At 67.2% G+C, this 21044-nt stretch carries 18 protein-coding genes and 1 pseudogene; 13 read left to right on the top strand and 6 right to left on the bottom strand.

All coding sequences use genetic code 11. The annotated features are described in order from the left end of the window. Nucleotides 1-136 precede the first annotated feature (136 nt). The 4 genes from FAZ79_RS00240 to FAZ79_RS00225 form a co-directional block, all read right to left on the bottom strand. A complete protein-coding gene (locus tag FAZ79_RS00240) occupies nt 137-790 on the bottom strand; it encodes a response regulator transcription factor (protein ID WP_211238758.1) in 654 nt (217 codons plus the stop codon). Then, nucleotides 787-2196, bottom strand: coding sequence for an HlyD family type I secretion periplasmic adaptor subunit (locus FAZ79_RS00235; protein ID WP_136865914.1), 1410 nt, complete (start codon nt 2194-2196; stop codon nt 787-789). The genes FAZ79_RS00240 and FAZ79_RS00235 overlap by 4 nt, the downstream gene beginning before the upstream one ends. After that, the gene (locus FAZ79_RS00230; RefSeq protein WP_136865913.1) at nt 2193-4334 is read right to left on the bottom strand and encodes a type I secretion system permease/ATPase; all 2142 of its coding nucleotides are present in this window, start codon (nt 4332-4334) and stop codon (nt 2193-2195) included. Before FAZ79_RS00230 ends, FAZ79_RS00235 begins: the two co-directional genes overlap by 4 nt. 73 nt (nt 4335-4407) lie before the next feature. Further along, complete coding sequence (locus FAZ79_RS00225; RefSeq protein WP_136865912.1) at nt 4408-5826, bottom strand: TolC family outer membrane protein; 1419 nt, start codon at nt 5824-5826, stop codon at nt 4408-4410. A gap of 759 nt (nt 5827-6585) precedes the next feature. Here FAZ79_RS00225 and thrS point away from each other — a divergent pair. The 9 genes and pseudogenes from thrS to FAZ79_RS11545 form a co-directional block, all read left to right on the top strand. After that, a complete protein-coding gene (gene thrS / locus FAZ79_RS00220; protein ID WP_136865911.1) occupies nt 6586-8493 on the top strand; it encodes a threonine--tRNA ligase in 1908 nt (635 codons plus the stop codon). Nucleotides 8494-8618: 125 nt separating this feature from the next. Continuing rightward, nucleotides 8619-9164 (top strand): translation initiation factor IF-3, encoded by a 546-nt coding sequence (gene infC / locus FAZ79_RS00215; RefSeq protein WP_136866070.1) that lies wholly within the window; start codon nt 8619-8621, stop codon nt 9162-9164. 116 nt (nt 9165-9280) lie between these two features. Beyond that, nucleotides 9281-9691 (top strand): nucleoside diphosphate kinase regulator, encoded by a 411-nt coding sequence (rnk, locus tag FAZ79_RS00210; RefSeq protein WP_136865910.1) that lies wholly within the window; start codon nt 9281-9283, stop codon nt 9689-9691. A gap of 196 nt (nt 9692-9887) precedes the next feature. Continuing rightward, the gene (rpmI, locus tag FAZ79_RS00205; protein ID WP_125198480.1) at nt 9888-10088 is read left to right on the top strand and encodes a 50S ribosomal protein L35; all 201 of its coding nucleotides are present in this window, start codon (nt 9888-9890) and stop codon (nt 10086-10088) included. Nucleotides 10089-10099: 11 nt separating this feature from the next. Then, the gene (gene rplT, locus FAZ79_RS00200) at nt 10100-10459 is read left to right on the top strand and encodes a 50S ribosomal protein L20 (RefSeq protein ID WP_058575633.1); all 360 of its coding nucleotides are present in this window, start codon (nt 10100-10102) and stop codon (nt 10457-10459) included. 194 nt (nt 10460-10653) lie between these two features. Next, nucleotides 10654-11676 (top strand): phenylalanine--tRNA ligase subunit alpha, encoded by a 1023-nt coding sequence (gene pheS, locus FAZ79_RS00195; protein ID WP_169303494.1) that lies wholly within the window; start codon nt 10654-10656, stop codon nt 11674-11676. 106 nt (nt 11677-11782) lie between these two features. Beyond that, nucleotides 11783-14158, top strand: a complete 2376-nt coding sequence (gene pheT / locus FAZ79_RS00190) for a phenylalanine--tRNA ligase subunit beta (RefSeq protein ID WP_136865909.1) — start codon at nt 11783-11785, stop codon at nt 14156-14158. Nucleotides 14159-14181: 23 nt separating this feature from the next. Then, a complete protein-coding gene (locus tag FAZ79_RS00185) occupies nt 14182-14484 on the top strand; it encodes an integration host factor subunit alpha (RefSeq protein ID WP_125198477.1) in 303 nt (100 codons plus the stop codon). Continuing rightward, nucleotides 14462-14725: pseudogene (locus FAZ79_RS11545) on the top strand (MerR family transcriptional regulator); the annotation flags it as partial. The gene FAZ79_RS00185 and the pseudogene FAZ79_RS11545, both read left to right, overlap by 23 nt. Nucleotides 14726-14995: 270 nt before the next feature. Here FAZ79_RS11545 and FAZ79_RS00175 read toward each other — a convergent pair. Together FAZ79_RS00175 and FAZ79_RS00170 are read right to left on the bottom strand one after the other, a co-directional pair. Continuing rightward, on the bottom strand, nt 14996-15799 hold the full coding sequence (locus tag FAZ79_RS00175; RefSeq protein WP_136865907.1) for a GNAT family N-acyltransferase: 804 nt from the start codon (nt 15797-15799) through the stop codon (nt 14996-14998). Nucleotides 15800-15928: 129 nt separating this feature from the next. After that, a complete protein-coding gene (locus FAZ79_RS00170; protein WP_169303493.1) occupies nt 15929-17956 on the bottom strand; it encodes a thioredoxin domain-containing protein in 2028 nt (675 codons plus the stop codon). Nucleotides 17957-18215: 259 nt separating this feature from the next. On the opposite strand from FAZ79_RS00170, the gene lgt reads away from it, so the two are divergent. The 4 genes from lgt (at nt 18216) to FAZ79_RS00150 (ending at nt 21041) form a co-directional block, all read left to right on the top strand. After that, nucleotides 18216-19037, top strand: a complete 822-nt coding sequence (gene lgt / locus FAZ79_RS00165; protein ID WP_136865905.1) for a prolipoprotein diacylglyceryl transferase — start codon at nt 18216-18218, stop codon at nt 19035-19037. Next, nucleotides 19034-19828, top strand: coding sequence for a thymidylate synthase (locus FAZ79_RS00160; RefSeq protein ID WP_136865904.1), 795 nt, complete (start codon nt 19034-19036; stop codon nt 19826-19828). Before lgt ends, FAZ79_RS00160 begins: the two co-directional genes overlap by 4 nt. A 129-nt stretch (nt 19829-19957) precedes the next feature. After that, entirely contained in the window at nt 19958-20461 is a 504-nt protein-coding gene (gene folA, locus FAZ79_RS00155) for a type 3 dihydrofolate reductase (RefSeq protein ID WP_136865903.1), read from the top strand. 121 nt (nt 20462-20582) lie between these two features. Beyond that, the gene (locus tag FAZ79_RS00150) at nt 20583-21041 is read left to right on the top strand and encodes a hypothetical protein (RefSeq protein ID WP_136865902.1); all 459 of its coding nucleotides are present in this window, start codon (nt 20583-20585) and stop codon (nt 21039-21041) included. Nucleotides 21042-21044 lie beyond the last annotated feature (3 nt).

Here is a 21044-nt window from a genome sequence, read left to right as displayed (position 1 = left end):
GCAGGGCGCGCCTTGAGCCGGGCATCTGCGGCGTTGTCGTCCTTGGCAAGAGAATAACTCTTCCGCGGCGGACGAGCGCCTTGCATCTGCCCGGCTCAAGGCACGCAGAGCGGTATGGCATTCGTGCAGACCTTCCCTAGCCGACGTCACGATTCGGCTCGGCTGCCATGCGCAGCCGCACCACCAACTGCATTCGATCACGAACGCCAAGCTTGCGGAAGGCCGAGCTCAGGTGCGCCTTGACCGTGCGCTCGGTAATGTCGAGCCGGCGAGCGACCTCCTTGTTGCTCAACCCGGCGGCCACCGCCTCGGCGACCGCGCGCTCGCGCTCGGTCAGGCTTCCCAGGAGGGCATCGACCGCTCGGGTGACGTTGCGGGGCCCGTCCAGCGTGGTCGAGAGCACCCGCACCACCGCGTTGACCACCTCGGCGGGTAGCCACATGCCGCCGGTCTCCACGGCATCGGCGGCCTGATGCAGCAGCGCTGGCGGTGCGACGGCGTGGACGTAGCCGCGCGCGCCATGACCCAGCGCGGTGCGCAATTCATCCATGCCCGGCTGTCGCGACATGGCGATCACGCGGGCGCCCCGGTCGGCCAGGTCCTCGATCAGGCGCTCCCAGCGGTCGGTCCCGGTCAGTACCCAGGCGACGGTCGGCCGCTCGGGAACATCCAGGCCGAGCCCGTCGACCAGCGCCGCGGACTCGACCACGGCCGCCTCCGGGAAGGCGCGTTGCCAGCGGGAGGTATGAAACCCGGGTTCGGTGACGAAAAGATGCGTCGAGATAGTCATCGTTCGGACATCGATTGCGAAAAGGCGCGCAGCACGGGCTTGAGGAGGTATTCGAGCACCGTCTTCTTGCCGGTGAGGATGTCCACCTCGGCCATCATCCCCGGCAGAATCGGCTGGTCGGGCGAGAAGCCGGTCGCGCTGGTTTCCAGGCGCACGAGATAAAAGGTGTTGTCATCGTCGTCGGTGATGGTGTCGGAACTGATGTGCGTCACCGTCGCCTCCAACCCGCCGTACTGAGTGAAATCGTAGGCGCTGAACTTCACCTTGGCGGGCAACCCCGGTCGCAGGAAGGCGATGTCCTTCGGGTTGATGCGCGCCTCGATCAGCAACTTGTCGTTGGCCGGGGTGATTTCGAGGATCTCCCGCCCGGGGCCGACCACCCCGCCGGTGGTATTGATGAACAGTCGCTGCACGGTACCGGCCATGGGGGCACGCACCCGGGTCTGCTCCACCTTGTCGGCCAGCCCCACCTGCGCCTCGCCGAGGGCATCGAGCTTGGCACTGGCCTCGGCCAGTTCCGAACGCCAGCGGTTGAAGGCATTCAGTCGCACCTCCTCGATGCGCACGGTTGCCTCCTCGATCGCGGATTTTGCCCGCGTGATCGCCGCCTCGGCCCGCGACATCTCGCCCAGGCTGTTCGCCTCGTCGCGTTCGAGCCGGATGATGTCGATGTCGGAAACGGCACCGGAGTTGAGCAATGGGCGGGTGACGTTCAACTCGCGCCGGATCAGGTTGAGCGCCCGGGCGTGCTGAGTGCGAGCGGCCTCCGACTCGCGCAGGTCCTGGCGGCGCTGTTCGAGCTTCTCCCGGTGGATCGAGAGCTGCTCTTCGAGCTCGCGCCGACTGGATTCGAACAGCCGACGCTCCTGGGCGATCAGTTCGGGCGCCTCTCGCTCGAGATCCTCGGGAAAGCGCAACGGCTCCTCGCCGGTCAGTGCCTCGAGCCGAGCCACCTCGGCGCGCAACGCCTGACGCTGGACGACGTTCTCGCGCAGGCTCGACATCGAGCGGGTCGGGTCGATGGTCACCAGCAGGTCGCCCTGCTCGACCGCATCCCCCTCGTCGACCAGGATCTCGCTCACCGTACCGCCGTCCAGCGACTGGACGAGCTGGGTCTTCTGCGACGGAATCACCTTGCCCTGGCCACGCGTCACCTCGTCGAGTTCGGCAAGGCCGGCCCAGACGATCAACGCGATCAACACCAGGAACAGGGTGTAGAGCAGCGCGCGTGCCCGGATCGGGCGTTGCTGGATCTGGGCCCAGCCGGCCTGGGCGGCCCAGCTGCCGCGTCGCTCCTCGCCCAGCGCCGTCGCCGAGCCGGCACCGCCGCCACGACGGGTGGCGGTCAGGCGCCCTACCCCCTCGAAACCGCGCTCCTCGATGGTCTTGCGCCGCGTGTCGCTCATCGCTCCGCCCCCGAAATCCGGCCCTGGCGCAATGCCTCGATGACCTCGTCCTTGGGCCCGTCGGCGACCAGCCGACCGGCATCGATCACCAGGATCCGGTCGACCAACTCGAGCATCGAGCTGCGATGGGTGTTGACCAGCAATGTCTTGTGCTTGGCGACTTGCTGCAGGTTGCGCTTGATCAGCGCCTCGGTGGAGTGATCCAGCGCCCCGGTGGGCTCGTCGAGCACCAGCATCGGCGGGTCATGCAGCAACGCCCGGGCGATGGCGATCGACTGGCGCTGCCCGCCGGAGACGAACTGGCCGCGTTCGCCCATGGGCATGTCGAAGCCCTCGGGGTGACGGTTGATCATCGGCGCCAGCCCGCTGAGCTTGGCCACCTCGAGGATGCGCGCGTCATCGACGTCGGCCGCGCCCAGGGTGAGGTTCTCCTGCAGCGAGCCATGGAACAGCGAGATATCCTGCGGCACGTAACCGATCGCGCGGCGCAGCTCGGCCGGATCGATCTGGCGGGCATCGACCCCGTCGACCAGCACCGCCCCGGCGTCCGGCTCGTAGAGCCCAAGGATCAGCTTCTCGATGGTGCTCTTGCCCGAGCCGTTGCGCCCCAGCACGGCGACGTGCTCGCCGGCGCGAATGCGGAAACTCACGTCGTCGAGCACCACCCCGCCGGTCTGCGGGTAGGAAAAGCTCACGTGGCGGAACTCGATCTCGCCGGTCAGGCCGGGCCGGCTGATCCAGGATTTGCCCGGTGGGCGTTCGACCGGTTGCTCCATCACCTCGTCAAGTGCGTCGAGGGCCGCGGCCGACTGGTGGTACTGCATCACCAACCCGGCCGCCTGGCCGATCGGCGCCATGGCACGCGAGGACAAGAGATAGGCGGCGATCATGCCGCCGAGGCTGAGATTGCCCTCCATGATCAGGTAGACACCGACCACGATGATCGCGATGCCCACCGCGTGCTGGGCCCACTGCGCGCCGCTGACCACGGAGGCGGAGATCAAGCGCATGCGCGCGGCGTTCTGGGCCAGGAACACCGAGGTCCGTTCCCAGTCGGCCTGGATGCGGCTTTCCACGCCGAAGGCCTTGACTGTCTCGATGTCGGTCAAGCCCTCCACCAGGGTCGCGTTGCGCATCGCGCCGGCCCGCATCGCGTCCTCGGACAGGCGCTGCAGACGCCGCTGGGCACCCAGTGCGTAGAGCAGCACCAGCAGCGCCCCGATGACGATCGGCACGACCAGTTGCCAGCCGATCAGCGCGACGATGCCGGCGAATAGCAGCACGAACGGCAGGTCGACCAGGGCGACCACGCTCATCGAGCCGATAAAGCCGCGTACCGACTCGAAGGCGTGCACCGTGTTGGCGAACGAGCCCGTGGAGGTGGGACGGTTGGCCATCCGCATCCCGAGTACCCGTTCCATGATCGACGAGGAAAGCTTGACGTCCGCGCGGCTTGCGGCCAGGTCGACGAACCGGCTGCGCGTGACGCGCAGGGCGAGATCGGCGCTGATCGCGAGGAAGACCCCTGCCCCGAGTACCCAGAGGGTGTCGGTCGCCGCGTTGGGCACCACCCGGTCGTAGACGTTCATGATGAACAACGGCATCGCCACCGCGAACAGGTTGATCATCACGGCGGCCACGAGCACGTCGCGGTAGAGCCCGCGATTTTCGCGGATCACACCCCAGAACCAGTGCTGGTCGGCACGCGGGGAAAGGCCGCCGGCGCGCTCGTCGAAGTGGAATCGGGGCAGGACGTAGATCAGCCAGCCGGCGGACTCGGTCTCCAGCGTATCGAGCGCCACCTCGACCTCGGCGTCGTTGAGTTCCGGGTAGATCACCGCCGCGACACCCGCCTTGCGGTCGATCGCCGTGATCACGCAGGCGCTGTCGTCCTCGCGCAGGAGGATGGCCGGCAGCAGGGCCGGATTCACCGAGCGGGCCTTGCCGGCGACGATGCGGCTCGACAGTCCGCCCCGACGCGCCGCGCGATCGAATTCCGGCGGCGCCAGCCGACCCTGCTCCAGTGGCAACCCGGCGATCAGGGACTCGCGCGACATCGGCGTGCCGTGATAGCGGCACAGGAACATCAGGCAATCGGTCAGCGCTCCACCACGGGGTTCAACCGGTTCGCGCGTCATGCCACCCCCTGCTCATCGCCCGCCAGCGTCTCGGTCCCGACTCGCCGGTGACCCTCGAACGGCAGTCCGGCACTCATCGCTCCCGCGGCACCTCGGGCAGGTTCATCGCGATGTCGACGCTCGGGCAGGCCGTCTCGGGATCGACCGCCAGGCGATCGGCGCCGAGATCGGCCAGGCTCGGCAAGCCGTCGCGACGCACCTCGAGCGACTCGAGCAGGCGGCCGCTCTCGGCCAGCACGCGGGCGATCGCGACACGACGGTCGGCCTGGGCGTTGACGTAGGAGCGGCTTGCCTGGAAGTACTCGTTCTCGGAATCAAGCACGTCCAGCAGGGTGCGCTGCCCGATCTGGAACTGGTTGCGGTAGGCGACCCGCACCCGGTCGGCGGCCAGGCGATAGTTGTTGAGCGTCTCGACCTGTTCGGAGAGCTTGCGTACGTCGTGGTAGGCGATCTGCAGGTTCTGACGCATGTCGACACAGGCCTTGTCGCGCAGGCTCTTGGAGACGTTGAGCTGCTCGGCAGCGCTCTTGACCGCGGCCCGGTCGCTGCCGCCGTTGTAGAGATTGAAGCGCAATTCCAGGCCGATGCGGGCGTCGCGCTGGTTCTCGCGCACGCCGAAGTCGTCGCGGTTGTCCACCCCGTAGCTGGCGTTGAGGTTCAGGCGCGGGTGATAGGCGGCGCGCCGGCTTTCCACGGCCGCGCGAGAGGATTCGATATCGCGCAGCGCGGCACGGAACGAGGGGTTGCCCTCGTAGGCCAGTTGCAGGGCCTCGGCCACGTCGGCCGGCAGGGCCGAGTCGTCCAGGGCGATCGGCTCGAGCCGGTCGGCCGGCGATTGACCGACGATGCGCAGGTAGCGGGCCGAGACGTCGTGGAGGTTGGAGATCTCGTTGACCAGGTTGGACTCGGACAGCGCCACGCGGGCGTTGATCTGCTCGAGATCGGCGCCGCGCGCCACGCCGGCGCGCGAGCTTTCCTCCACCTGGGCCTTGACGTCGAGGTGCTCGCGGTAGATCTCGTCGGCCAGTTCGACCAGTTCGCGCTGACGGCGCACGTCCTGGTAGGCGGTCAGCGTTTCCAGCGCGATGTCCTCGGCGCTGCCGAGCAGCTCGTAGTACCGCACCAGCTGGGCGTTATCGAGGCGATCCACCTCCGAGCGGGTGAAGAAGCCGTCGTAGAGCATCTGCGTGAGCGAGATTTCCGCCGCGGCGATCGAGTAGTCCTCGTTGACGCCGTAGTTCCGCGACTCCTGGCCGACACTCGCGACCGCATCGACGGTCGGCAGGTAGCCACCGCGCGCCACGTCGATGTCGTGACCCGAGGAAACGAAGGCATGCCAGCTCGACTGGACCTCCGGGTTGGATTCGATCGCCTGCTGGACGACCGTCGCCAGGTCGGCGGGTTGATTCGATTGCGCCGTCGCGGTCGCCGACGCCCCGATGATGCCGGCAGCGACCAGCGCCGCCAATGCGTTCTGTTTATTCGTTTTCATCGCCTTGTTCCCTTGCCATTCGTCAGTCGGTTGCCGATTGGCCAGAAAAGTGATCGAACGCCGGCACGCGCTGGTCCCTCCGCGGCCGGTATCCGATTGATTGCCTGCCGACCCCGAGTCGTCTGCCCCGCCCCTCGTCGGCGCAAGGCCTGGTGGCGGGCGTGTGGGTCTCGTCCTGATCGGAGTCGGCAGTTCCCCCTGAGCACTTGCCGGGCTGGCGATGTCGCAACGGGTCAGGCCGTTATCGACACCCATGCCGTCACCATGTTGGGCGTCGCGGCGGCCCGCTGATCACCCGGCTCATGGCCCGACAAGCGCATCAAACCTCGTTTGCAGAGTATCGGCGCGACCAACCACCGGAACAGGAACAAAACGGAACAGAAAATACCCGCGTTTAATCAGGGGCTTGCAGCACGCCGGAACAGGCGTCATGACACACGTTCCGCGTTGTGCCGTGCTGGACGTGACCGAACGACGACCGGCGCGCCAGAAGGGCCTGCGCACCACGACGCGATCCGAACAGGGATTGGGGGGATGCCCGATGACGATCGGCCACGAGAGATCGTTCGATCCGATTTGCCTCGGCCGACACGGCGGACTGCACCGGATCAGGCGGCTTTGGTATCATCCGCCGACTTCTCACCATGGCGGGTGCGCCACGGCGGTTCCGGCTGTCCGCACCCTTCGACCCACGCGGATGCAAACGCGGGCTTTGGTAGGGCCCGCCACTGGCATCCCAAGTGCTTCTCAGGAGGGCACATGCCGACTATCACACTACCCGACGGCAGTCAGCGCACGTTCGACCACCCGGTCTCGCTCATGGAGATCGCCGCCGACATCGGTCCGGGCCTGGCCAAGGCGGCCGTTGCCGGCAAGATCGACGGCAAGCTGGTCGACCTGTCGCGCACGGTCGAGGACGATGCCGAGATCGCCATCGTCACGGCGAAGGACCAGGAGGGCGTCGAGATCATCCGCCACTCCACGGCGCACCTGATGGCGCAGGCGGTCAAGCAGCTCTACCCCGAGGCACAGGTCACCATCGGCCCGGTCATCGACCAGGGCTTCTACTACGACTTCGCCTTCGACCGGCCCTTCAACGACGAGGACCTGGAGAAGATCGAGACCCGCATGCGCGAGCTGGCCGCCGAGGGCGACGAGCTCGAGCGCCGCGTGATCGAGCGCGACGACGCCGTGCGCTTCTTCAAGGACCTCGGCGAGGACTACAAGGTCGAGATCATCAAGGACATCCCGGGCGAGGAACAGCTCACGCTCTACACCCAGGGCGATTTCACCGATCTCTGCCGCGGCCCGCACGTACCGCACACCAACAAGCTCAAGGCCTTCAAGCTGCTGAAGGTCGCCGGTGCCTACTGGCGCGGCGATTCGGACAACGAGATGCTCACCCGCGTCTACGGCACGGCCTTCGCCAGCGAAAAGGAATTGAAGCGCTACCTGAAGCAGCGCGAAGAGGCCGAGAAGCGCGACCACCGCCGCCTGGGCAAGCAGCTGGACCTGTTCCACTTCCAGGACGAGGCGCCGGGCCTGGTGTTCTGGCATCCGCGCGGCTGGGCGATCTGGCAGGTGATCGAGTCCTACATGCGCGATGTCTACAAGCGCTCGGGCTACGCGGAGATCAAGTGCCCGCAGATCCTGGACGTGTCCCTGTGGAAGAAGTCGGGCCACTGGGACAACTACCAGGAAAACATGTTCTTCACCGAGTCGGAGAAGCGCACCTACGCGGTCAAGCCGATGAACTGTCCGGGCCACGTCCAGGTGTTCAATCACGGCCTGCACTCCTACCGTGACCTGCCGATCCGTTACGGCGAGTTCGGCTCCTGCCACCGCAACGAGCCCTCGGGCGCGCTGCACGGCATCCTGCGCGTACGCGGCTTTACCCAGGACGACGGCCACATCTTCTGCACCGAAAAGCAGATCGAGCCGGAAGTGCGCGCCTTCCACGGCCAGGCACTGGAGGTCTACGACACCTTCGGTTTCTCGGACGTGCAGGTGAAGATCGCCACCCGCCCGGAAAAGCGCATGGGCGCCGACGAGGTCTGGGACGAGGCGGAAGAAGCCCTGCGTTCGGCCCTGCGTGCCGCCAACGTGGAGTGGGAAGAACTGCCGGGCGAAGGCGCCTTCTACGGGCCGAAGATCGAATATCACCTGTCGGATGCCATCGGTCGGACCTGGCAGCTGGGCACCATCCAGGTGGATTTCATGATGCCCGAGCGCCTGGGCGCGACCTACGTCGACGAGCACAGCGAGCGCAAGCATCCGGTCATGCTGCACCGGGCGATCGTCGGCTCGATGGAGCGCTTTATCGGCATCCTGATCGAGCACCACGCCGGCCAGATGCCGACGTGGCTCGCCCCGGTGCAGGCCGTGACCATGGGCATCACCGACAAGCACGCCGAATACGTCGATGCCGTCGCCGAGCGCCTCAAGGCCGCGGGCCTGCGCGCGCAAGCGGATCTCCGCAACGAGAAGGTCGGCTTCAAGATCCGCGAGCACACCCTTGAGCGCGTGCCGTACCTGCTGGTCGCCGGCGACCGCGAGATCGACGCCGACTCAGTGTCCGTGCGCACCCGCTCGGGCGAGGATCTCGGCTCGATCAAGGTCGACGAGCTGATCGACCGACTCAAGGGCGAGGTCGCCGAGCACAAGTAAGCGCGAAAAATGGCGGGCCGCGGTTGGCAACGACTGCGACTTGTGTGCTAATTTTTCGCCAAACCTCCCGGAGCGCCCCGCTCTGGGGTACTATTTCCGTTCAAACCTGATTGGAGGGTACGAACATCGCTCAACAACGCGGAAAGGGTCCAGCCAAAAGCGACGACCCGAGGATCAATGACCAGATCACTATTCGGGAAGTCCGACTCGTCGACGAGAACGGTGAACAGGTTGGTGTCGTCGACACGGACGAGGCAAAGGAACGCGCTGCCGCGGCCGGGATGGACCTGGTAGAGGTCTCCCCCACCGCCAAGCCGCCGGTCTGCAAGATCATGGACTTCGGCAAGTTCAAGTATCAGCAGAGCAAGAAGGCGGCCGAGGCGCGCAAGAAGCAGAAGCAGATCGAGGTCAAGGAAGTGAAGTTCCGTCCCGGCACGGAAGATCACGACTACCAGGTCAAGCTGCGCAACGCGACCCGCTTCTTGGAATCCGGCGACAAGGTCAAGGTCACCCTGCGCTTCCGCGGTCGAGAGATGGCCCACCGGGACCTCGGTGCCGAGTTGCTCTCCCGCATCGAGGAAGACCTGTCGGATCTGGCCACCGTCGAGCAAAAGCCGCGCATGGAAGGCCGCCAGGCCACCATGGTGATGGCCCCGCGAGCGAACAAGTAGTGCCGGCCTGATCGCGCCTTAGCGACCGGCCCGAATCGACCCCGCCCTTTCTGGCGGGGTTTTTTTACATCACCCCCCGCTTTTTCGCGGGCGGCATCCGTTGGGGAACGACCGACATGGACAAGCCACGCATCGTCATCACCGAACTCGATCTGGAACGTCTGGAAAAGCTGCTCGACCAGACCCCGGCCGACGCCTTCCCGGGCAAGGCGGATCTCGCCCGGGAGCTCGATCGCGCCGACGTGGTCGACCCGCACGAGATCCCGCCCGACACGGTCACCATGAACTCCACGGTGCGCTTTCGCGTGACCTCCTCGGACGAAGAGTTCCGCCTCACGCTGGTCTACCCGCGCGACGTCGCCCCGGAAGGCGGCACCATCTCGATCCTCGCCCCGATCGGCAGTGCCCTGATCGGCTTGTCGGAAGGCGACGAGATGGAATGGCCGCGCCCGGGCGGCGGCACGTTGCAGGTACGCATCGAGGAAGTACTGTTCCAGCCCGAGCGCGCCGGCGAGTATCACCGGTAGTTCCCGGTACGCAGGGCGGCTTGTCCGCCCCATGGCCTTGCCAAGCACGCGGCAAAAGGAGTATGATTCGGCGCTCTTTTTTGGCCCCGGGCTGCTCTGGCTTCCGGGGGGCCGGAAAATGAGCCAAGTCGTCCGCGCACGTTAACCACTCCGACGTGGCCGGATATCCAAAAACAAATCGGAACTGGAGTTGATCATGCCCAAGATCAAGACTAATCGCGGGGCTGCGAAGCGGTTCAAGATCACCGCGGGCGGCGTCAAGCGTCGTCAGTCGCACCTGCGTCACATCCTCACGAAGAAATCGTCGAAGCGGAAGCGTCAGCTCGGTTCGCCGGCCTACGTCCACGAGGCCGACGTCCAGCTCGTCGAGCGCATGATGCCCTACGGCAAGAAGTGAGGAGATAGACCATGGCACGAGTCAAGCGTGGCGTAACCGCCCATGCCAAGCACAAGAAGGTCCTGAACAAGGCCAAGGGCTACTACGGTGCCCGTTCGCGTACCTACCGCTCCGCCAAGCAGGCGGTCATCAAGGCGGGTCAGTACGCCTATCGTGACCGTCGCGCGAAGAAGCGCGTGTTCCGCGGCCTGTGGATTGCCCGTATCAACGCCGAGGCGCGCAACAACGGCCTGTCCTACAGCCGGATGATCGATGGCCTGAACAAGGCCAACGTCGAGGTCGACCGCAAGGTCCTCGCCGACATCGCGGTGCACGACAAGCCGGGCTTTGCCGCCCTGGCCGAGAAGGCGAAGGCCGCCCTGGCCGGCTGATTTCGATCAGTCTCGGAAGCGGGCGGCCATTCGCCGCCCCATCCCGTTCTTCTCGAAGGCGCCCCGTGGCGCCTTTTTTCGTTGAAGGCATTGATTTTACTGGGCTTTAGGCCACAATAACGCCCTTTGCCAGACGCCGGTTCGCGCGGCCTCTGGCAAAGGGTGGCAAAGCAACTGGAAGGAGCGTTTTCGCAGTGAGCAACTCCCTGGACACCTTGGAGAAAGACGCACTGGCGCGCATCGAGTCGGCCGACAGCCTCGACGCGCTCGAGGCCCTGCGGGTGGAATACACCGGCAAGAAGGGCTCGATCACGGCCCAGATGAAGACCCTGGGCCAGCTCGACCCCGAGGAGCGCAAGACCCAGGGCGCAGCCATCAACGCGGTCAAGGATCGCGTCATCGGCGCACTCAAGGGCCGCCGCGAGACACTGCAGGCCGAGGCGCTCAAGGCCAAGCTCGCTGCCGAGACCATCGACGTCACCCTGCCCGGCCGGCGCCGCCCGCCCGGTGCCAAGCACCCGGTCACCCAGATCACCGAGCGCGTCTCCGCCATCTTCCAGGCGATGGGCTTTCGCGTCGCCGAGGGCCCGGAGATCGAAGACGACTGGCACAACTTCACCGCCCTGAACATCCCCGAGAGCCACCCGGCCCGGGCGATGCACGACACCTTCTACTTCGACGCCAACCACCTGCTGCGTACCCACACCTCGCCGGTGCAGATCCGCGCCATGCAGGAGACCAAGCCGCCGCTGAAGGTGATCGCCCCCGGGCGCGTCTACCGCTGCGACTCGGACATGACGCACTCGCCGATGTTCCACCAGATCGAGGTGCTCTACCTCGACGAGAACGTGCGCTTCACCGACCTGCGCGCCACGCTGGAGACCTTCCTCGCCGCCCTGTTCGAGCGCGAGGACTTGGCCGTCCGCCTGCGCCCGTCGTTCTTCCCGTTCACCGAACCGTCCGCGGAAGTCGACATCCAGTGCGTCCACTGCGGTGGCGAGGGCTGTCGCGTGTGCAAGAAGACCGGCTGGATCGAGGTGCTGGGTGCCGGCATGGTCCACCCCAATGTGCTGCGTTCGGTAGGTCTCGACCCGGCCGAGGTAAGCGGCTTTGCCATCGGCATGGGCGTCGAGCGCCTGGCGATGCTCCGCTACGGGGTCGACGACCTGCGCGCGTTCTTCGAGAACGACCTGCGCTTCTTGCGCCAATTCCAGTAAACCCGATTCCCGTCGCGCCGGCGTGACCGGCCGACCCACCGATTTGTGCCCGGCCCCGCATCGTCGCGGCGGCCGACCGGACCAAGGCCCGAGGACCTGACACCCGATGCTTTTTTCCGAGAACTGGCTGAGAACCTGGATTGACCCGCAGGTCGACACCGACGAGCTCGCCCACCGTCTGACCATGGCCGGGCTCGAGGTCGACGCCATCGAACCGGCCGCCCCGGCCTTCGACAACGTCGTCGTCGCCGAGGTCAAGAGCGTGCGCCCGCACCCGGACGCCGACAAGCTGCGCGTCACCGAGGTGTTCGACGGCGAGACCACCTGGCAGGTCGTCTGCGGCGCGCCCAATGTCCGCGAAGGCCTCAAGGCCCCGCTGGCCCGGGTGGGCGCCACCCTGCCCAACGGCATGAAGATCAAGAAGGCGAAGCTGCGCGGCGAGCCGTCCCACGGCATGCTCTGTGGCGCCGACGAGCTGGGGCTTTCCAGCGCCCGCGACGGCTTGCTGGAGCTGCCGGACGACGCCCCGGTGGGCCGTGACCTGCGCGAATGGCTGGATCTCGACGATGCCGTGATCGAGCTCGGCATCACCCCCAACCGCGGTGACGTGCTGTCGATCGCCGGCCTGGCCCAGGAATGCAGCGCCCTGTTCGACGCCAAGCTCGCCTCCCCCGAGACCCGCGCCCCGGCGGCGAGCGTCACATCGACCCGCGCGGCAGGCATCGAGGCGGCCGATGCCTGCCCGGTCTACCTCACCCAGGTGATCGAGGCCATCCCGGCCCGCGGCGAGACCGACATGATGATTGCCGAGCGCCTGCGCCGCGCCGGCGTCTCGACCGTCGAGCCGATCGTCGATCTCCTGAACTACGTCATGCTCGAGACCGGCCAGCCGATGCACGCCTTCGATGCCGACCGGCTCGACGGCGATATCCGCGTGCGCTGGGCCAAGGCCGGCGAGAAAATGGTGGGCCTCAACGAGCAGGAGCTGACCCTCGAGGACGACTGCCTGGTGGTGGCCGATGCCGCCAACCCGATCGCGCTGGCCGGCATCATCGGCAGCCAGCCCTCGGGCGTGTCCGGCGAGACCCGGCGCATCGTGCTCGAGTCGGCCCACTTCACCCCCGAGGCGGTCGCCGGCCGCGCCCGGCGCTTCGGTCTGTCCACCGATGCGGCCTTCCGCTTCGAGCGCGGCGTCGACCCGAGCCTGCCGCGCCAGGCGATCGACCGCGCCGCCCAGCTGATCACCGAACTGCTCGGCGGCCAGGCCGGGCCGGTGGTCGAGGCGACCGGCGGCCGCGAGCTGTCCGCCCCGGCGGCCATCACCCTGGACATGGACTGGGCCGAGCGCCGCCTGGGTCTGCCGGTGGCGACCGACCGCGCTGCCGATCTCCTGACCCGGCTGGGCTGCGAGGTGACCACTGACGGCAACGTGCTCAGCGTGGTGCCGCCGACCCGCCGCTTCGATCTCGCCATTCCCGAGGACCTGCTCGAGGAGCTGGCGCGCCTGATCGGCTACGACGAGTTCCGCGCGCCGATCACCCGCATGACCCCGGAGATCGGGCTGCCGGCGGCCACTGACAACACCACCACGCGCATCGGCGACCTGATGGCCGACCGCGGCTACTTCGAGGCGATCACCTACAGCTTCGTCGACCGCGAACTGGATGCGGTGATCACCCCCGACAGCCCGCCGATCGAGCTGGCCAACCCGATCGCCTCGCAGATGGCGGCAATGCGCCAGAGCCTGTGGCCGGGCCTGCTGGAGGCCGTGGCCCACAACCAGAAGCGCCAGCAGCCGGCCATTCGCCTGTTCGAGACCGGCCACCGCTTCGCCGGCTCGACCGCCGCGACCGCGCGCGAAACCGGCGAGCTGGCCTTCGTCGCCGCCGGCCACGCCGCCCCCGAGCAGTGGGGCCAGGCGACCCGCACGGTCGACTTCTACGACATCAAGGGCGATCTCGAGGACCTGCTCGAGGGCCTGGGCCTGGCCGAGGCGCTGGCCTTCCGAGCCTGCGAACACCCGGCGCTGCATCCCGGCCAGTCCGCGGAAATCCTCGTCGACGGTCACGCCGTGGGCGAGATCGGTGCGCTGCACCCCGAGACGCTCAAGGCCTTCGACCTCAAGGGCTCGGTCTTCGTCGCCCGTCTGTCGCTCGCCGGCATCGACGCCCGGCCGTTGCCGCAGAGCGCGCCGCTGTCGAAGTTCCCGCGCATCCGCCGGGACCTCGCGCTGGTCACGCCAACCTCGCTCGCGTTCCGCGACCTGTCGGCCGCGATCCGCGCGGCCGGTGGCGAGTTCCTGCGCGACGTGGAGCCGTTCGACCGCTATGTCGGCGAAGGCGTGGCCGAGGGCAAGCAGTCGCTCGCGGTGAAGCTCGTGTTCCAGAATGACGAGCGCACCCTCACCGACGACGAAATTACCGATACAATCAACCACATACTCGAACACCTCCGCCAGCACGACGTCGAGCTGCGCGGTTGACTTGAACCCGGGAACCGATTTACATGGCTCTTACGAAAGCGGATCTGGTAGAAACGCTGCACAACGAACTTGGCCTCAACAAGCGTGAGGCCAAGGACTTCGTCGATCTCTTCTTCGAGGAGATGCGACAGGTGCTGGAATCGGGCGAGGACATCAAGCTCTCCGGCTTCGGCAATTTCCAGCTGCGGGACAAGAACGAACGCCCCGGGCGCAACCCGCGCACCGGGGAGATGATTCCCGTCACCGCCCGCCGGGTGGTGACCTTCCGCGCCGGCCAGAAACTCAAGTCGCTGGTGGAAGCCTATGACGGCCCAGAGCAAGACTGAATTCACCTTCCCGCCGATCCCGAGCAAGCGGTACTTCACCATCGGGGAAGTCGGCCAGCTGTGCGACGTCAAGTCGCACGTGCTGCGTTACTGGGAGCAGGAATTCGAACCGCTCAAGCCGATCAAGCGCCGCGGAAACCGCCGCTACTACCAACGCCACGACATCGAGCTGATCCGCCTGATCCGCACCCTGCTCTACGACCAGGGCTTCACCATTGCCGGCGCCCGCCAGCAACTCGCCGCCCTGCCCAAGGCCTCCTCGCGCGAGTCCTCGAGTGCGCTGGAAGCCGTGCGCGACATGCGCGAGCGCATCAGCCAGAGCGGCGGCAACCTGCTGGCGCTCGACCCGCAGGGCGAGGCCGGGAACGACACCGTGCCGTCCGCGCCCCCCGCGGAAGCCCCCCTCCCCGCCGGTCGCCAGCTGGACCTGCGCGAGATCCGTCTCGGCCTCGAGGCACTGGTCGACGAACTCGCCCCCTACTGCAACGAACGCCAGCCCGAGGACTGACCGTCAGGCTGCGATGTGCGTCCCGGCCGATCGCGGCTCGGGCGCCCGACGTCGCTCGACGAAGTGGCGCAGATAGCGCGACTGCAGGTCCGCACTCTCCAGCAGGATGAACAGGTCGGCGCAACCGAACGCCGGGTCCCAGCACGGCTCGCCACCGACCGTCGCACCCAGTCGCATGTAGGCCTTCAACAGGGGCGGCAGTCGCGTTGATGTCGTGTTCGAGGCGGGGCTTGCGGCCGGCAAGGGGCGACGCGGCCGGACCCGTCGGTCCGCGGGCGCCAGGTGGCGGGCGATCAGGCTGTCCGTGATCGCACGGGCCGTCGCCCCACCATCATCCATCGGGATCGACGCGCAGCCGATCAGATAGGCAAACCGGTTGTCCGCCATGAAGCGGGCCAGCCCCGCCCAGAGCGCGGCGATGGTGCCGCCCCGCCGCCACTCCGGATCGACACAGGTCCGCCCGATCTCCATGACCCGGCCGGGCAGTTTGCGAATCCCGCCCAGATCGAACTCCTGCTCGGAGTAGAACCCGCCGGTCAGGCAGGCCTGGGTATCGGTCAGCACCCGGGTGCAGGCAACGATCTCGCCCTCGGCATTACGCACCGCCAAGTGGTGGCAGTGCGGATCGAAGGCATCGCGCTCCAGGCCGCCGTGTCCGGTCGGGATCGCCGCGCCCATCTCCTCGACGAACACCCGGTAGCGCAATCGGTAACAGGCCTCGCGCTCGGCGGTCGTGGTCGCGAAGGCCACCGAGAGCCCCGCCGACTGATTCAACCGGCCACGCCGGTTTGCCTGGTCTCGCTGCATGGTTGGTCTCCCCTGACGGTATCGACTCCACCAAGGGTGGGCAGGGGAGTTGGCAACATCGTGACGGGACGATGTCGATCCGATGACGGGATGACACTCGGGAGACGAACGGCGCCGCCGCCTGCGGGGTTAGCGAAACTGCCGGAGCAGGCCTTCGGGGTCGGACTCCGGCGGCAGACAGGCGGTGCCGCGACACACGTAGGCCAGCCCCGAGCCGGTCTCCGGCAGCGGCTTGTCGGCCAGCACCTCGTCGCTGCCGGTGGCGATCACCGCCACGCCACGGGCGCGCAGTTCACCGATCGCCTGCTGCCAGGCGGCCATGTCCTGGGCCTTGATCACCACCGCCGTGCCCGGCTGGTGGAAGCGCCGCAGGGCGGCGAGCAGGCGGGTATGCACCTGGGGGGCCCGCTCGATCGAGCCGGCCGCCGCCCGGAAGATGCCCTCGGCCCGCTCCAGCCAATCGGTCCGCCCCAGGACATATCCAAGCCGGGTGAGCGCGTCGGCGAACACCGCGTTTCCGGCCGGCTGGGCATCGTCCGTGAACACCACCAGCCCCGCCACCAGTGCGCCGTGGCCCGGGTGACTGAGCCGGAAGGCGCCGCTGGGATCGGCGAAACGCTCGGTGATGGTGTCGATGATCTCCTCGATGCGGGCCAGCCGGTCGACGTCGGGCACGCGGAAGAAGGCCTCGGTCTCGGCCTCGAGCAGCAAGGCGAGATCGTCGAGAAAGGCGGGCACCGACGGGCGACCGTCGAGATGCCCGGTCGGCAGGTCCGCCACGACCGTAACCGTCGGCACCAGTCGATCAAGGAGATCAAGTCCACGGGTGGCCCAATCGTCCCGTCCGAGTCGATTGCCGGCCCGTATCAACCCGGTGGCCAGCAGGGCGTTTAACCCCAACAGGGACTTGTCGTCACGCCTGGGCTGGGGACGGGTGTCGCGGCGTGCCAGCAAGGGACCACGAATCGCCTCGGCCAGCGGACGCACCGCCCCAACGCGTTTGGCACGACGTACGGCCGCCAGATGCCACTTGCCCTCGAAATTCGCCGGGTGCTCGAGCCCGTACTCGTCCAGGAAGCCCTCGATGGCGGCGCGATCGACTCCGGCCGATTCCAGCACCTCGCGCGCCTCGTCGGGCGTCCACAGGTAGGTGGCACCCTCCTCACCCCCAGTCTCGCCCGGGGTGTCGGCATCCAGGCTCGCGGCGAATGTGCCGTCGGCCAGGCGCAGGCGGTCGAGGAAATGATCGATGCCGCGTTCGAGCAGCGATTCGATCACGGTCCGGCGTTCGGTGTCATCCGGCGCCAGCAGGGCAAAGCGCGACAGGGTGTCGGGCAATTGCGCATTATCCACCAGCATTTTCTCGAAGTGCGGGATGCTCCAGTCGACATCGACGCAGTAGCGGAAAATGCCACCGTCGAGGTGGTCGAAGAGCCCGCCGTCCAACAGGGCGGCCACGGCGTGCTCCAGTCGCCCGTTTCCGTCCGCACCCCGGGCGGCGGCCTCGTCGATGAGAAAATCGAGCATCGGCAATTGCGGGAATTTCGGCGCGCCGCCCAGGCCGCCGTGCTCCTCGTCCAGCGCCTCCTCGAGGCGGGCACGGGCGGCATCGGCGATCGCGACCGGCGGCAGCTGGTCACTGCCCGGCGGGGTGGCGCTCAAGGCTCGATGCACCGCCACGCCCTGCTCGCGCGTCTGCTCGCGCTTTTCCCGGTAGACACGGCGCACCCGCTCGAGCAGGTCGGCAAAGCCGGGCATGCCGAAGCGCGGCTCGGCCGGGAAATAGGTACCGATAAAGAACGGGGTCAGGTCGTCCGGGTTGAGAAACGCGGTCAGCGGCCAGCCGCCACCGCGCTGATTCAGGAGCGCGTGGGCCGTCTGGAAGGTCTTGTCGAGATCGGGACGTTCCTCGCGATCGACCTTGATGTTGACGAAATGCCGGTTCATCACCGCCGCGATCTCGGGGTTCGAGAAGCTCTCGCGCGCCATCACGTGACACCAGTGACAGGCGGCATAACCGATCGACAGCAGGATCGGACGATCCTCGTCGCGGGCACGGGCGAGCGCCTCGTCGGTCCAGGCATACCACTCGACCGGGTTGTCGGCATGGGCCTGGAGGTACGGACTCGTCGATTCGAGCATGCGGGGATTGGTCATCCGGTGCCCCTGATCGTGAGGTGGGTGGTTAAGGAAGGTCTGCACGAAAGCCATGCCCCTGAAGGCTTGGCGAGTCGTTCGTGATCAAGGCGCGATGTCGCGGGCGTGCCGGTGGCCACGTCAAGACATCGCAACGCCGAGCACGGGCGACTCGCCAGGCCCCGCCGGGCGTGTCTTGAGCGGCATGGCTTTCGTGCAGACCTTCCCACGGATACTGGTAGACTCCCAGCGGATTCACAACCGCGGAACCGCGTTGCCCATGGATTACCCCGCCATCGACCCCATCGCCCTGCAGATCGGCCCGCTGGCCATCCACTGGTACGGGCTGATGTACCTGTTCGGCTTCGCCGGCGCCTGGGCGCTGGCCCGCCTGCGCGCCCGTCGCCCCGACTGGCCGGTCAGCCCGGTGCAGGTCGACGACCTCCTCTTCTACGGGGCGCTGGGCGTGATCGTCGGCGGACGCGTCGGCTACATGCTCTTCTACCAGCCGGGCATGCTGATCGACTCGCCGTTGAGCCTGTTCGCGCTCTGGGACGGCGGCATGAGCTTTCATGGCGGGCTACTGGGCGTGCTGGTGGCCATGGGCCTCTACGCACGCCGGCAGGGCCTGGCGTTCTTCACGGTCACCGACTTCATCGCCCCGCTGGTGCCCATCGGCCTGTTCTTCGGCCGGATCGGCAACTTCATCAACGCCGAGCTGTGGGGCAGCCCCACCAGCCTGCCGTGGGGCATGGTCTTCCCGGGAGCCGGCCCCGAGCCGCGCCACCCGTCGATGCTCTACGAGGCCTTCCTCGAGGGGCTGGTGCTGTTCGTCCTGCTGTGGGTGTTCTCGATGAAGCCACGGCCGCGCATGGCGGTCTCCGGGCTGTTCCTGCTCGGCTACGGCGTGTTCCGCTTCGCGGTGGAGTTCGTGCGCGAGCCGGATGCGCACATCGGCTACCTTGCCGGCGGCTGGCTGACCATGGGCCACCTGCTTTCCGCCCCCATGATCGTCGCCGGGATCGCCCTGCTGGCTTGGGCCTATCGCCGCGGTATCATGGACCGCCCCGCTCACACCCAACCGACCACGAGTTCCGAATGAAGGCCTATCTCGACCTGATGCAGCGCGTCCTCGATAACGGCGTGGACCGCGACGACCGCACCGGCACCGGCACGCGCAGCGTCTTCGGCCACCAGATGCGCTTCGACCTCTCGGCAGGCTTCCCGGCACTGACCACCAAGAAGCTGCACCTGCGCTCAATCATCCACGAGCTGCTGTGGTTCATCAGTGGCGATACCAACGTGCGCTACCTGCAGGACAACGGGGTGCGCATCTGGAACGAGTGGGCCGACGAGAACGGCGACCTGGGCCCGGTCTACGGCGCGCAGTGGCGCTCCTGGCCTGACCGCGACGGCGGCACCATCGACCAGCTCGGCCAGGTGATCGAGCAGATCAAGAGCAATCCGGACTCGCGCCGGCTGATCGTCACGGCCTGGAACCCGGCCGACGTGCCCGAGATGGCCCTGCCGCCCTGCCATCTCCTGTTCCAGTTCTACGTGGCCAACGGCAGGCTCTCCTGCCAGCTCTATCAGCGCAGCGCGGACATCTTCCTTGGCGTGCCGTTCAATATCGCAAGCTACGCCCTGCTGACCATGATGGTCGCGCAGGTCTGTGATCTCGAGCCGGGCGAGTTCGTCCACACGCTGGGCGATGCCCACCTCTACCACAACCATCTCGACCAGGCACGCGAGCAGCTCACCCGTGAGCCGCGATCACTGCCGACCATGCGCATCAACCCGACGCGGCGCACCATCGACGACTTCGTCTTCGAGGACTTCGAACTGGTCGATTACGACCCGCACCCGCACATCAAGGCCAAGGTCGCCGTCTAACGACGGTTGACCTGCTAACGACGACGGCGGCGCGTCAAGACGAGCGCATTGACGTGAACCACCCCCGCGTTTGGGCTAGACTGCTGGGTTGATCCCGTTCAACCACCATGCCGCAAGGCAGGAAACCGCATGCGCGTCAGTCTCATCGCCGCGATGGCCCGCAACCAGGTCATCGGTCGCAACAACCAGCTTCCCTGGCGGCTGCCGGCCGATCTCAAGCACTTCAAGCAGTTGACCATGGGCAAGCCCCTGATCATGGGGCGCAAGACCTTCGAGTCGATCGGCAAGCCGCTGCCCGGCCGCACCAACATCGTGGTCACCCGCGACGAGGACTTCGCCGCCGACGGCGTGATCGTGGTGCACACGCTCAACGCCGCGCTCGCCGAGGCGGAGAAACACCTCGACGAGAGCGAGGAAGCCATGGTGATGGGCGGGGCGAACATCTACTACCAGTACCTGCCCCGCGCCGACCGGATGTATCTCACGCTGGTCGAGGTGGAAGTCGCGGGCGACGCGCACTTCCCGGTCTACGTCCCCGACGAGTGGGAACTGACCGAGGCCACGCGTCACGACCCGGACGACAAGAACCCCTACGCCTACCAGTTCCTGGTGTTCGACCGCGTACCGACCTGAACCCCGGCCGGCCTTGCCGGTCTGACCTGACCCACGACATCAACTATCATCCGGTGAAGGGATTCCCGATCACGGCGGCGGTGCCTGGCACCCCGCCGGAACCGCCAACCCCGGAGTCCGCATGACCCAGCCGTCCCTCGACCTGCGCGACGAATTCGACTACCAGCCCGAGCTGATCGCCCGGCTGGTGGACGTCTACGAGATCGCCCTCAAGCATCGCTGGATCTACGCCAGCGTGATCGCGCTCACCGGCGCGTTCTTCATGCTGCAATGGTCGCTTCTGGCCGACACGGCCCAGTACGGCCACCCCTGGGTGGGCGTGCCGCTGATCGCGATGGCCGTCTGGCTGGCCCTCGCCCCGGCAGCGACCATCGCTAAGTGGGTGTCCCTGCCCGCCCACTTCAGCGGCGACTACCTCTCCTACCGCGACATCCACTGGATGCAGCAGATGACCGAGCGCCACCCGGTGCTGGTCACCACCGCCGAGCCCTTCCTCAACGCGCGCGAGCCGGTGCCGGTCGGCGCCCTGCGTCTGTTCTGGGCACCCCTGGTCCGCGAGGAAGAACGTCACCAGCGCTAGCTC

This window comes from Guyparkeria sp. SB14A (assembly GCF_005096345.1).
GTDB lineage: Bacteria > Pseudomonadota > Gammaproteobacteria > Halothiobacillales > Halothiobacillaceae > Guyparkeria > Guyparkeria hydrothermalis.
The sequence above is the reverse complement of the archived record's forward strand: the minus strand, read 5'-3'. Positions and strand labels throughout refer to the sequence as shown.